Annotated in this window: 15 protein-coding genes and 2 pseudogenes; 5 read left to right on the top strand and 12 right to left on the bottom strand. The window is 47.9% G+C overall.

From position 1 onward, the window contains the following. Positions 1-8 precede the first annotated feature (8 nt). Positions 9-1,634 carry a ShlB/FhaC/HecB family hemolysin secretion/activation protein gene (locus tag ACQZQY_RS07975; RefSeq protein WP_431296896.1) on the bottom strand — a complete coding sequence of 542 codons (1,626 nt, stop codon included), beginning with the start codon at positions 1,632-1,634 and terminating at the stop codon, positions 9-11. 666 nt (positions 1,635-2,300) lie between these two features. On the opposite strand from ACQZQY_RS07975, the pseudogene ACQZQY_RS07970 reads away from it, so the two are divergent. Continuing rightward, positions 2,301-2,478: pseudogene (locus ACQZQY_RS07970) on the top strand (type VI secretion system baseplate subunit TssG); the annotation flags it as partial. A gap of 84 nt (positions 2,479-2,562) precedes the next feature. On the opposite strand, the pseudogene ACQZQY_RS07965 reads toward ACQZQY_RS07970, so the two are convergent. From ACQZQY_RS07965 to ACQZQY_RS07915, 11 genes and pseudogenes are all read right to left on the bottom strand, one after another. Further along, positions 2,563-2,788 (bottom strand): annotated as a pseudogene (locus ACQZQY_RS07965) (transposase); the annotation flags it as partial. A 495-nt stretch (positions 2,789-3,283) separates the two neighbouring features. Beyond that, complete coding sequence (locus ACQZQY_RS07960; protein WP_431296895.1) at positions 3,284-4,120, bottom strand: DUF4942 domain-containing protein; 837 nt, start codon at positions 4,118-4,120, stop codon at positions 3,284-3,286. A gap of 82 nt (positions 4,121-4,202) precedes the next feature. Beyond that, the gene (locus ACQZQY_RS07955; RefSeq protein WP_431296894.1) at positions 4,203-4,691 is read right to left on the bottom strand and encodes a hypothetical protein; all 489 of its coding nucleotides are present in this window, start codon (positions 4,689-4,691) and stop codon (positions 4,203-4,205) included. Then, positions 4,688-4,996: a TA system toxin CbtA family protein gene (locus ACQZQY_RS07950; RefSeq protein WP_431296893.1), complete on the bottom strand. Its 309-nt coding sequence runs from the start codon at positions 4,994-4,996 to the stop codon at positions 4,688-4,690. Before ACQZQY_RS07950 ends, ACQZQY_RS07955 begins: the two co-directional genes overlap by 4 nt. 12 nt (positions 4,997-5,008) lie before the next feature. Then, positions 5,009-5,458: a JAB domain-containing protein gene (locus ACQZQY_RS07945; RefSeq protein WP_431296892.1), complete on the bottom strand. Its 450-nt coding sequence runs from the start codon at positions 5,456-5,458 to the stop codon at positions 5,009-5,011. A 94-nt stretch (positions 5,459-5,552) separates the two neighbouring features. Then, complete coding sequence (locus ACQZQY_RS07940; protein WP_112197416.1) at positions 5,553-6,371, bottom strand: DUF932 domain-containing protein; 819 nt, start codon at positions 6,369-6,371, stop codon at positions 5,553-5,555. A 142-nt stretch (positions 6,372-6,513) separates the two neighbouring features. Then, a complete protein-coding gene (locus ACQZQY_RS07935; protein WP_038400144.1) occupies positions 6,514-6,870 on the bottom strand; it encodes a hypothetical protein in 357 nt (118 codons plus the stop codon). Positions 6,871-6,924: 54 nt separating this feature from the next. Next, positions 6,925-7,416: a hypothetical protein gene (locus tag ACQZQY_RS07930; RefSeq protein WP_431296891.1), complete on the bottom strand. Its 492-nt coding sequence runs from the start codon at positions 7,414-7,416 to the stop codon at positions 6,925-6,927. Positions 7,417-7,418: 2 nt separating this feature from the next. Then, a complete protein-coding gene (locus ACQZQY_RS07925) occupies positions 7,419-7,973 on the bottom strand; it encodes a hypothetical protein (protein WP_431296890.1) in 555 nt (184 codons plus the stop codon). Between the two features lie 247 nt (positions 7,974-8,220). Further along, positions 8,221-9,105: a GTPase family protein gene (locus ACQZQY_RS07920; protein ID WP_431296889.1), complete on the bottom strand. Its 885-nt coding sequence runs from the start codon at positions 9,103-9,105 to the stop codon at positions 8,221-8,223. Positions 9,106-9,185: 80 nt separating this feature from the next. After that, positions 9,186-10,082 (bottom strand): hypothetical protein, encoded by an 897-nt coding sequence (locus ACQZQY_RS07915; RefSeq protein WP_431296888.1) that lies wholly within the window; start codon positions 10,080-10,082, stop codon positions 9,186-9,188. A gap of 705 nt (positions 10,083-10,787) precedes the next feature. Here ACQZQY_RS07915 and ACQZQY_RS07910 point away from each other — a divergent pair. The 4 genes from ACQZQY_RS07910 (at position 10,788) to ACQZQY_RS07895 (ending at position 12,729) form a co-directional block, all read left to right on the top strand. Then, positions 10,788-11,429 (top strand): inovirus Gp2 family protein, encoded by a 642-nt coding sequence (locus ACQZQY_RS07910; RefSeq protein WP_431296887.1) that lies wholly within the window; start codon positions 10,788-10,790, stop codon positions 11,427-11,429. A 121-nt stretch (positions 11,430-11,550) separates the two neighbouring features. Further along, positions 11,551-11,766: a helix-turn-helix transcriptional regulator gene (locus tag ACQZQY_RS07905; protein ID WP_411927624.1), complete on the top strand. Its 216-nt coding sequence runs from the start codon at positions 11,551-11,553 to the stop codon at positions 11,764-11,766. A 136-nt stretch (positions 11,767-11,902) separates the two neighbouring features. Beyond that, on the top strand, positions 11,903-12,337 hold the full coding sequence (locus ACQZQY_RS07900) for a putative zinc ribbon protein (RefSeq protein WP_431296886.1): 435 nt from the start codon (positions 11,903-11,905) through the stop codon (positions 12,335-12,337). After that, on the top strand, positions 12,325-12,729 hold the full coding sequence (locus tag ACQZQY_RS07895; protein ID WP_115631102.1) for a putative zinc ribbon protein: 405 nt from the start codon (positions 12,325-12,327) through the stop codon (positions 12,727-12,729). The genes ACQZQY_RS07900 and ACQZQY_RS07895 overlap by 13 nt, the downstream gene beginning before the upstream one ends. Positions 12,730-12,782 lie beyond the last annotated feature (53 nt).

Below are 12,782 nucleotides of genomic sequence, written 5' to 3'. Positions count from 1 at the left end.
CCTGATCATTAAAGTACGACGTTCACGCGGTAATACACTGAGACACGGTCGGGCTTGAGCCAGTCTGGATAGGCAAGCGGCCAGCCCACGGTGAACTGACTGCTGTAATAGCGGTTACGACTGCCCACGCCCACGGCACCGCCCCACAGCGTGCCGGATGCAAAGCTGTCCTGATTGTCGTGCCGGAGATAGCCGCCATCGACGGCCGCCACTGCGTTGAGGGTGCCAATCAAAGGCAGCGTAACCAGATCGTGATTCACTTCATTACGCCAGTACCCGCCGTTATCACCGGAAAGGTATTGTTCTTTGAACCCCCTGACCGAGCTTTCTCCACCGAGCGTCATACGCTCGCTGCCGTAGAGACGGTCAGGCGTCCACTGCCCGTAAAAGCTGGTGAGATAGTTCCAGTCCTGCGCCAGTGGCAGATAGTAGCTGCCTGATAAGGACCCTTTGTTGAACTCGGCACGGGGCGCATCGCCAGATTTATCAGCATCGCTCTCGGCGCCAAGCCAGGGCACACCACGGCTGAAGGAAGGATTCAGGGTGGCATATCCCCCCCATACTTTCTGGCTGTGATTTACCCCCAGCGTCACGCTGGTCAGTTTGCGGCTGCTGCTTTCAAGGCGGGTATCATTGAGATAATTACGGCCAATGCGATGAGACAGGCCGAGGAATGCCCCAGTTTTCATGTCACCGTTGCGAAAAAGGACGCGGGACAGGGTCAGGCGGTGGATTTGACTGTCACCGTCAGAGCGCCAGTCAAAGCCGCGATCAGTAATGGTGGTCAGATAATCGCTGTAAGAGTAGTTGTAATCTAAAAGCCAGTAGCCGTAAGGCACGCTGAAACCGGCCTGCACGCTACGGGCATTGTGATCGCTGGCAAAATCGCTGCTGCGCGCGCCGGATACAAACCACTGATCCGCCAGCCCGAGCAGGTTATTGGCCGTCAGTGACCCGTTGATCTGCCCGGTACCGGTACTCTTTTGTCCGCTGTTATCAAAGCCGATGCCTGCCGTCACTGGAAACTCAGGCGTGGCCGTCAGATTAACGATCGAATAACCTGGCCGCGTGCCGGGCAAAATTTCGATTTGAACCGGCACTTTACGCAACCGGTTGATACTCTCCATTCCCTGTTCGATATCACGCAGGTTAAGAATTTTATCCTTCAGCCCCGGAAAAGCGGTACGCAGCATTCGGGCATCCTGCTTCTCAATTTCGATGTCCTCCAGCTTTCCTTCAAGCACCTGCAGACGTAACTGGCCGTGAGAGAGATCTTGCTCAGTGAGAAAGGCGCGGCTGGTGATATATCCCCGGCTGATGTACCAGTCTGACACCTGCTTCACAAGCGTTTGTATCTGGCCAAGAGAGAGGCAGCGTTGAAGATAAGATTCAGTCAGCTCACGCTCAGCCTGCGCCGGCAGATGTTCAGCCCCGGAAAGCGCAATGGAAGAGATGAGAAAACATGGGCCACCCGGCTGCTCCGCAGGAGGACGGGCAGCAGGCAAAGCAGGCGTTATGCTGCGCTGCAGGGATTGTCGCTGCTGACTGTTTTGTTGTAGCAATTCCTGCTGCTGTTGTTGAACGGCATCGCGATCGGCCGGACTTATCAACGCGGCGCTGGAATGAACCGGCATGACTCCCCAGAGAGGAAGTAAAAGCACCGAGTGACGGAGGTGGGATAATAATTTACAGCCTTGCACTACAGCCGAAGATTTCACTGAATTTAATACACTCAGATATTTATTATTTTTGGTGACACCATAAGGGCGGAGTGATTTATTCTTTTGCGTGCAGATGTGCTTATCCATTGCGTCAGCCATGACAGTCAGTCCATGAGAAATTTACGAAGGTAAAATACGCTTTTCTATTAGCAACTCAAGTGGAAATGTAATCTTTCGTAAGGTTATTATTACCAATGCGTAATGATACTTTATTTTTGATTCAAAACAAGATAGTAACCAGGAGTATCCCTTTATGGGAATTTGATTATAAATACCTGTTTTTTAAGGATTAAAAATGACACCCAATAGTTATGCGCATAATACTACAGTTGCATATTAAGACCGGGCATGGCTAAGGCTGCATCCCAAAAAAACATGATTACGCCTTTAGGATTATTATTGCTGTGAGTATTTAATTCCTGAAGCGCTCTAATTAGTAGGATTTTTCTGTTGCCTGTAATCAGATAATGTTTAAAACCGGCGAGCCAATGCGTGACTATTAACTTTTAGCGGCTGTGCAGTTTGGGTTTCCTGGCACGGGAGCCTTCAAGATATTCGGTGGGTCAGATAAAGGCTGGTTCCCTGTCTCTGGCTATCCCTATGAAGCTCGCACCGCTGCCACGCCTGGGTGATCCCATACTGATGGGGGGGCTAAAACGTACTACCGGGGCTGCGGGAAGATAATCTGGATGAAATGCGGGAAAAGGTGACGATGAAAGAACAAAAAAATCAGAGCAAAATTAGCAAAATCAACTGACAGGTTGGCGGCAATTTCAGCTTTACCAAAGCCACAATACCACGCGCGAAACCTGCATAATAACAGACGGAACTCCTGGCAGTGCTTTCTCCAGGGAGCCACCTGAAGCGCCTCCTTATCCAGCATGGCTTCGGCAAGCAGCTTCTTGAATCTGGCGTTCTCTTCCTCAAGCGACTTCAGGCACCGCCATACTTCTTACGCCATGCGTAAAATGTGGCATCGGAAATGGCGTGTTTGCGGCTAAGTTCACGTGTGGAGACTCCCGCTTCAGCCTCGCGGAGAATATGATGATCTGTTGGTCGGAAAACACTTCTTCAGGGGGATGTCCTCATGGAGCTTATGAAGACATTACTCACTTCGGGGTGTGCTAATTAACGGGGAGCAGGGTATGAGTCAGGGCCTTGATGGTATTCCTTCTAAATGCTGCCGTGAGTATAAAAGCATTATCGAACCAGCATATACCCGGTTCTATACTCCCAGACATGTTGATGTGAGGTAACTTAGATTGACGTCGGTTGACTAATAAGCGGGGAAAAGCCTTGCGGGGACTGGATTTCAGACATAAAAAAAGCCACCCGTGGGTGACTTGATTTACATACTAATGGTGCGAAGGCCGGACTCGCCAAATCAATATAACTATCTGAATTATAAGTAAATAGATCAAGACAAAACCACTATATATACTCACTTATATACTCAATTGATTTTTACATAAAACAACATTAAATCAATAAGTTAGTTAATTTGTGGTTTTGAGATTTTACGTGATTTTTCTGAAGAAAAACAGATTTTAGAAATGCCTAGATTAGATGCTTTGCGCTAACATTCCGGGGTAGTGTTTCGCGATGATGTCATTCATCTTGTCGATTAGCTCTGGGCGCTTAAACGTCAAGTGTCCGGTACCCTTCTGGAAATATCTAATATAGAAGTAATCATCTTCATACGACTGCTGGCTTGGGTTATCACGCACATGTTCCATCAGCCGGGTACTTATGTCGCCTCTGTTGTCAGGGATCGGTTTTCCGTCCAGCAAAAATAACATCCTTTCCAAATCAGCCAACTGATCTCGTCGCCAGCCCCAGTTCAGGCTGTAGCCCCAGCGATTGTGAGTTACCAGATTATTGATGATGATCTTCTTTCCAAAACTGCACGGACTATTAGTTTTGTAATCCCATGACAGCCCCTTAAAGACGTTGATAATCCCCCGCTCAAATACCTCCAGTTTACTATGATGTAGCTGCTCGAATGTGCTGAGAATGTTCTCTTCACTAATCGCAGGAAAATCACCCTCTTCCAGATTTTTCCGCCATTGGTCGCGAGCCTGTGCATCCATTAATGCCAACATCCCAGACTTCAACATCAGATCACGCCAGACACTACAATCAATGCTTCGAGTAATGGCGGGCATCGCTTCACTCACTGGCTTGGTCAGCCTGCAATCATGACGATGCCCTTGTTGCATTGCCCAGTCTTCGGCTATCCCACCGCCAATCCTGCTAGACAGCTCAGAAATGTCATTGAGGTTTTCAATCAACGCGCCAATCTGCCTGAGTGCGGCATCGCGGCCCGTGACGATCCGCTCGATATTGGTCGAGCAGATGAGTTCAGTATGGTCAGTTAATACTTCAGTTTCTGTCTGCATAATTAGTTTTCCATGCACAAAAGCAAACACGCCTGCCGGGAATGGCTGGCGCATTATGCTGGGAGAGTCGGGACAAGAAAAATCAGACGTTCAAATCAGGAATGCGGCTCGCAAGATTTAAATACTTAGCGATCCAGTCAGCTGTTTGTTGCCAGTCAGAGAGGGGAATATCAGTATTTATCTGCCAGGTGGCAGGGCAATAGTAGTTAGCTAATAGAATAACCACCCTGACCAAAAAACCATAAGGCAGGTTATTAGTATTGCAGCTGTAGTCGGCTGTTTGATGCATACCGCGAGTCAGTATAAATGCATCCCCAGCCTGCTGGCGGGCTCCGCTTCCGTTAAATGAAATGACGCCTAGCCCAATTAAACTATCGTCAAACCGCAGCGACGTATTACCTGAATGCTCGCAGATGGTCAGGCTGGGATGGCCTGTGGTTTGCGATTGCATTCTTATGTTGCGATAAGCGAAAGTCACGGCCCTGCATAGATCCAGCCACGCATCTGGTTCAGCCTCCTGAACCTGTTTGATACGATATATTCCAGTATTGGAAGAATTGTTATCGTTCATGGCCTCTCCCCTTTTGTTTGAGAAAATATTCCGGTAGCCCGCCGCGCACGCAGAACATCGACGACGTTGAGATAAGGCTCTTCCCAGGAAAACCCATCGTGGTCTGTCCGTATTAATGCATAACGCTCAACCTGGAAATTCACCGCATCTGCCAGCGAGATCCCCGCATCGATATGCTCCTGTATGACCCGGCTTTCACTGAACGGCGTATCATTTATCGTCAGGCCGTAATGTTGCTGAAAGAGATAGGTCAGCAGGGTCTGCCAGGCTTCAGTCGGAGTCACTGCTTTAGAACTTGAAGTCATCCGAGAATCTCCTCACAGCCAACCGCGTTCGGCAAAAGATATCGATTCGCCGTGTCCGATGACGACATGATCCAGCACCTTGATACCCATCAGAGTTGATGCTTCGATCAAACGGCCTGTCACGGAACGGTCTGTACTGCTGGGCTCCGCAGAGCCTGATGGATGATTGTGTGCAAAGACCACTGCCGCCGCGTTGTGGCTTAAGGCACTTTTGATGATTTCCCGTGGATAAACAGAGGTAGCGTTGATGGTACCCAATGACATCATTTCACTGGCAATGAGGCGGTGCTGAGTATCCAGATACAGCACCATAAACACCTCACGTTCGAGTTGCTCCAGTTGTAAACGCAGGTACTGCAGGGTCACGGCGCTGGAATTAAAACTAACGGGTTTCTGTTTCATCTGTTTTTCGAGCAAGGTCAGCGCCATCTGGATCACTCGCTGCTGGGTTTGATATTGCATGTGGAGAACTCCAATAAAAGAAAAGCCGCTATCCGGTGAGATAGCGGCCTTATCGTGATGACATTCAGTAAATTAAAAATAGATAAGAGAAGGATCAGGAGGCCAGTTCCAGCATGTTTTCAGCCATAACCCAAAGGGCCCGGTTGAGCTTCACATCGCCATCGATACCTTTCACGGCGCGAGTATGGGCACGTTTACCTTTGGTCGTTCGCCCCGACAGTCCACCTTTAATCAGGTTTTCCTGGATTCGTTGATAAGTGGTCCAGAGATCGATACTTTCATCCTGCCATCGGCGAGCGCTGAGAATTTGTGATTCGGTCACTGGCTGATGCTCTTCGCCAAAGCGATACGTTAACGCAGCCTTTGCCAGCGCTTGTTGTGCAGGTGGCGGTAACAACAGAGATTGCATGGCGTCGCGTTTCTCCTCTACCCGATCAAATATCCCCAATACTTCGTATGCTCCCTCGATAACCTTCTCCACCACGTTGCCTTTATGTGGCACGCGCACTTCCCCAAAACTCTCACCGCAAATCAACCCATTTTGGCAAACTGACCTGAAGAGCCCCGGCAGCATCTGATACGAGCTGGAGCCGTCGTGGGAATTGAGGAGGATTATTTCCGGCACCTGATGCCCGGTGATTTGTCCGGTGCGGCGCAGGCGAAGCATATGTTTGGTGTGCTCGCGTTTGTTTGGGTCACGTACGCGGGTTTGACAGGCAAAGAACGGCTGGAAGCCTTCACGCTGCAGATTGTCTAAAAGTGAGATAGTCGGGATATACGTATATCGCTCACTGCGCGACTCGTGTTTCTCTTCGCTGAATACGCTGGGAACAAAGTGCGCAAGTTCATCACGGGTTAACGGACGATCACGGCGAACGAGATTGGCCGCACCAAAGCGGCTGGCTAATTTCATGAATAAATCCTTATCTGCTAGAAAAAGAAAAGGCCGCCCCTCCCGAAGGAGGAACAGCCCTGTCAGTACGGTCATATATGACCGGCTATGTATTTGTCGGTGAAAGTTTTGGACCCGTTTTATGCAGGCTGCAATACAGCTGTTATTTCCAGTTAAAGGTAAAAGCGCCTTTACTGGTTTGTACGCTTAGCTCCAGAGGACGACACTGCGTGAAGTTGCTGTTACTGGGTGTGGTAAAGGACAGAGTCTGACCGTACCCCAGACGTTTGTTCACATTCTGTCCCCTCCCCGACATTGAAATCAGACAGTTACCCCGGTTCAGGGTGATTGACTGGATAGTGATGTCATTTTCAAGGCTGGTCAGCGTCAGTTGCCAGACTGGAAAATTAACTTTCGGGAGATAAGTTCCCTGTGCATTGACAGACAACGGTGCGTTATCCGCCAGCGCAGGAAGCGCGACGGCAAGTAGTAGGGTGGTAAGCAGGGTTTTAAACATCATTAAAATTCCTTATTAACAACGACTTGTATTCTGGCGCATAGGCCAGATGCAGCATCAGAAGCCATTGGCCTGGGCAACCCCGTCATCCGCCAATGCGTGGCTGATGTTGTTCACCACCGTATGAGGGTCGAGCTTTACCTCTGCCAGCAGTTTTCCGGTGTCCGGAGCGCCCTTAAATACATAAAGTGAAGCTACTGGCTCACCCTCATCGTTTGATCCAGCGGATACCTGGTAGCGGGTTTCTCCGTTACGAACAGTGAATTCCTGAATACTGATGACCTGATTGCTCTGGTACGCGTAAGTGGTGCTGGCCGCTGGAACAGTGATATCCATCTCTTTATTTGTTGCTCCGGTTTTGCCAAAGGAATAAGACACGTGCAGGGTATCAATACAGATTTCGACTTCTTTGTTATGGTTGAGCGTCTGCGCATAAAAGACCGGCTTTGCACAGTGGGGACCTTCAGCCTGGACAGCGTTCATACATGACAGCAACAGCCCGGTGCTTAACAGCAGAACGCTGACGATACTTTTTAATTGTTCTGTCATTTTTATTCCCCAAGTTCGGGTAATACGACATAAATATCCCTGCCCCTAACTTCAATGGTCATTGGCTCCTTGTTACCGGTATTCATCAGTGCCTGAGCCCGATAAAAACGCCCGCTGACCTCTTCCGTTAAATCCGTTACGCGAATACAGCGTTCATCAATGCCTTGCCGTTGCATGATCTGGGTAACAGTAGAACAGGCGCTCTGTGCAAGTTGTTCGGTGCCCGACTGCTTTTTAAAATGATTACCGGCCACGACTGACAATACGGTGCAAATCAGCCAAATCTGTAACAAACGCCAGGGTTTCCCCTGACGCTCGTCACGTTGTCGCAGATAAACCATCGGTAATAGGAAATATAAAAATGAAGGTGCGCGTTTTTCTTGTTTCATCAAACTGAGTCGGTCGAGCAGCACCCAAATAAGGGAGAGCACCATATACAGGCCAAGGGCAATCTCTTTAGGAAAGAAAATGGCGAAGGGTACCCAGAGTATTGGAAGGCCAATGGACAAACACCAGGCGTAGGTGTCTTGCTTGAGAAACGGATAAGGTTTCAACATAGAGAAATATTCCTTTATTAATAATCAATTAGAAAATGTTGGGATTAAACGACCTCCCCAGCGAGGGGATCGTATCGGGATGTAAAGAGGAGGGATAATCGTTAGTGAAGATCAATAAATCGAAACCGATCGTTGAAACCTATCGATAATAACGATCAAAAATAACAATTCAATAGCCTAAGGCTATTATTATTTTATGTTCGATCGGCGAAACAGATCGAACGCGTGAGCTGCTGACCGTGAGAAATCAGAACAGGAGATGCCAGACGGCACGGACAGCAGAAAGCAGCCTTTGGCGAAGCCGTTTAAACTGACGGACCAACACACCAGTGGTTTGCATTGCACAGAGCGCATCATCGAAAATATGGCCAACTCCACGGGCAAAGTTGTCCTGCGCTGTGTTGATAACATTGTTCGTACGATACTCAGGCTCAAGCTGACGGGTAACCGCACTGGTGGCACTATCCGGCAAAGCACGAATGAAGGTTTCGGCCCAAAGGAGCATATTGAACCCCTCCGACGCCGATACGGCCAGAACAGGATGCTGGGGGGAAAACAGGGCATTGACCTGCGCTATTTTTACCTGCAGGTGCTGTTGCTGAAGTAAAGAAGGTTGGTGAGTGACGAGATCCCATTCCCGGCAAGGCTCTATTTTATCGGCCTGGTTGAGGACGAACAGAAAACGGGCGGGGTCTGCCCCCTGAGAAATCAATTGATTATAGCAACGGATATCATCATTCCACGCCCGGTCATCAGCTTTCAGCACCCAGATTATCAGGTCCAGTTGACTCAGCCAGTGTTGATATAACCGTGTATAAATGCGGTCAAGTTCCGGCGTTTCACCTATTCCAGGAAAGTCCACAAGGAGTAAGGCATGCGGCGCAGGGCTCAGTTGATAACGCTGTACCTGTCGGGTACACCCCTTGACTGCGCTGACGTTGGCGGGTGGCGGATCGAATAAGGTATTGCAGAGGCTGGATTTACCCACTCCGCTTTTACCCATAATGCCAATCGTTGGTTCGTAATGAATGTACTGATGTATATGCTTGAGAATGGCAAGTGAGAGGTATTCAGGGAGAAAGGATAGTGGTTGTATCAAGGCAGAGATGTCTTGTTCGGTTTTATTTGGCACATTAACCTCCGTGATTTAAAATTACAAAACGGCAGAAAAATCTGCTGCCGTTCTCATGGAGATAATATAAGTCTGAATATTTATGGAGCGAAAGGCTTTAAGGTTTTTTTGAATTTCACATCTCTGTGATGAATATGTACCGTGCAATTTACAGATTTTTTCACCGTATTATTTACTATATTCATGCAATGAAAATCCTTATACTCATCCGCAATGTAATCCAGCTTGTATAAAGAAACCCCAACGAAGTACCCTCCCGAACGAGAAGTAGATGCGTTATCTATTAAAACCAACCGTTCATATTTCACGTTACCCCAACCATTTACGGCTACATCCTTGAACTGTTTAAATTTGACCTGAAGAAGGTCAAGGGGACTATTCATCGCATCATTAATGAAAAGTGGTAATGCATGCAACTCAGGTCGAATTTTAAATATGATGGAGCCATGGTCATCACGATAATACCGAACTACTGCTTTCTTAACGAATAAATGAAGAATATCTGGTGTGCCACCAAGCTGACCAATGACGATTGGCACCCTACTGATAACATACTCTTTCAGTGACTCTCGGATTAGTTTTTTTAATTCATCACTAACATTAGCCCCCAAAGTTCCAGACTGAGTATGCCTCGTAAATTTTACATCAGGAGCTGCATATTGATAATCAGGTAGCACTATTGACCTGGCATTTAACGTAACCAGCTTATCTGATGTGTACTCTTCTTTCGGCACCGGCAAGGTGTGATGGAGAATACGTGTTAAATTTCGCTTTTGTATCTTCACTTCGTCTGTGTTTGTATCTGCGCGTAATCCCTCCAGAAACAAAGTATCCGTTGCATCAGACCTGAGGCTGGCGATAACGATTTTCTGCACAAGTCCAGAAAGCGTGAGCTCCGTCTTTAGAGCTAGTTTTTTTAGCGCACTGTAGAGTGACTTGGATGGGAGATTAACGGTTATCCGGTTATGACTAGGCATTTTTACCTCTTAAGGTGCTGCACTTTTAGAAACCAATTTAGTGCGGCACTTTTTATAACACATTGATATATTATCACATACACCTTCTCGCACAACAATAAAGAGGCTCGACTTTTCTGACCCCTTTACGGCAGCCAGCCCAAACCTTTCGCTGTTTTAAGTAATTTTTTACTGGGCATTGTATTGCATGTAAGACTTAGCCATTTCGCTCTGCTCACAACCTCTCTTGCCGATTACTGCGTTTGCAATCCTCCAATCGTTGTTCTGGCAAACCAACTTAGGCTTTGCAATACAGAAAGAGGCTATACGTTCTTCAGTTAAAAATTACTGCAGGCCCTAACGCTTTTTGATCCACTTCAGACAGCATTCAGACAACGCATAAACGCAAGAGGAATATGAGCTAAATCCCTCGAAAATCTTAACGATAACTCGGGAGTAATTTCAGCAGGTTTACAGGCTCGTCGAGGCCTGATTTTGGCGAATCCTTCTACTATTGCAAACTGCCTTTATCCACTCGCCCTTGTCTCCGTATTGTTAATAATGGACATCAAGTCATCTAAAGATATAGGGGTATGAATAGAGCTATTAGTACGACATAACTACCTGTATGCACTTGAGTACTGTCAGTACAAGAGAGGCTGACACTCAGTAAAAAATTACCAGAGATCCGATGAACTGAACTCAATCAGCTAAGGACTCAATGTAATGAACAAGAAGAAATCAGATAAATGCACGCCTAATGAATACTATGTCAAAAGGATCAGCGAAACGGTAGATAAAGCCCTTGCGGACTATCCTCGTGTGATGGCTGTCAGATTTGATCTTCGCTTCCCCGATGAAGAAGAAAGGATGGATTGTCCTACACGCTATTACGACGCTCCCGATGTTATTTCCAACTTTATTGCCTCAGTGAAATCCCAGATTGAAGAGGACATCAAGCGCAAGAGAAAAGCAGGTAAGACAACGCTGACCTGTAAGGTAAGGTTCGTATGGGTGCGAGAACTCAATCAGGATGAAACAAAACACCACTATCACGTCCTTTTTCTACTCAACAAGGATGCCTATCCCTGGCCTGGTAAAAGACGAACAGAACCATTGATAAATTTTTACAGCATTTATCAAATAGTAATTAACGCCTGGATCCGAGCAATTAAACGTAATTGCCATGAAAAAAACTATCATGGGCTTATCCATATTCCTGCTGGGGGTTATTATTCTTTAAATCGTAATAAACCTCACTTTGAGACTGACTGCCAAGCATTAACCGAAAGAGCGATGTATCTGGCTAAAGAATTTAGCAAAGACCATTCAGATGGCAGACGTAATCTGGGGTGTTCTCAGGGGTAAACGTTAAGACAGTAATTTATTACTCGCATGTGGATGTTGAGAAGGAGAAAGTGCCAACGGTCAATCAGACCTATACGGCACATCTCCATACCTCTCAACGTTCCATATGGAGACCGTCATTATGACAACTCAGAATAACTTACCCTTCCTGCATAACGACGAGCTTGTCGATATGGCATTCATCACCACCTACACCAAAATGACGGATAAGTGGTTCTACAAACTTATTCAGGATGGTGCTTTCCCTAAGCCCATCAAGCTCGGGCGCAGCTCCCGCTGGCTCAAAAGCGAAGTGGAAACCTGGATGCAGCACCGTATTGCCCAGTCCCGCTCATAATCCCCAACTCAGCCATTTACCGCTAAATCACCGCCCATCCATCTGAACTAAATCACTCCGTCATACACACCCCGCCAGTCTGCCCATACAGGGACGGCTTTCGCCTGCGTGCTGTCTGGCGGTAAGGAACAACATCATGTATGCCAAATCTTTTATTGCCCATGCCTCTCGTGGGCGCCTGACCTCTGCAGTCACTGCAAAAACATACCCTTACGACCGCTACGTCTGCCATCTGTGCGAAAGTGCGCTGGTCTTGCATCCTGAGTGGGGCACGGATCGCCCCTGGTTTGAACATACCGCAGATGCACTCACTGAGAACGGGCATGAACACTGCCCCTACGTAACTGTCGTTCTCAATGAATTGACCCTTATTCAGAGGCTGCGACGTCTGGTGAAAGATACACGTCCAGTGGTGCGTAAGGGTGATTGGCAATGTGCTGGTTGTGGTCGCCACTACCACGGAGAACGCTACTGCCTCAGTTGCCGTACGGGTACTTACAGTAAGGAAGTGGCGTTGTCACCAACGCTAAAGCCTGACACCGTAACGGGAGGTGCCGCATGCGCATGCTGAAGTGTTATCTGGCAAGCGACAGGGTCGGGCAATTTGTTATAGCCAAAGATGCGATGCGCTCACCCGGCAGCGCATGGACCTGTGTCTCGTGCGGTTGTCCATTGGTGCTTCATGCTGGCATGCCCGGTGAGTCGCCCTGGTTCGAGCATGACCAGCACACCGTCGCCACGAATGTACTGATGAAATGCGCGCACTTAGATCCCCAGGTCAAGGCCGACGTCCGGTTAAACCAGCTACGCAAGGCTATCGGCGAGCTAGATGCTCATGCCAGCGTGCTGTCATGGTACTGCGCGTGGTGTGGCAGCCATTATCATGGGGCCAAATTATGCAGCGCGTGCGGTACCGGAATATATAGTATTGAAGAAGTAAACTGGCAGGCGAATTACGCCTGAATTGCCCGTGCGGCTCAATGTCATTAGGCGATACTGCTTCCTATGACAAACAT

Source organism: Rahnella sp. PAMC25559 (genome assembly GCF_050632365.1).
In the GTDB taxonomy this organism is placed as follows: domain Bacteria; phylum Pseudomonadota; class Gammaproteobacteria; order Enterobacterales; family Enterobacteriaceae; genus Rahnella; species Rahnella rivi.
The sequence above is the reverse complement of the archived record's forward strand: the minus strand, read 5'-3'. Positions and strand labels throughout refer to the sequence as shown.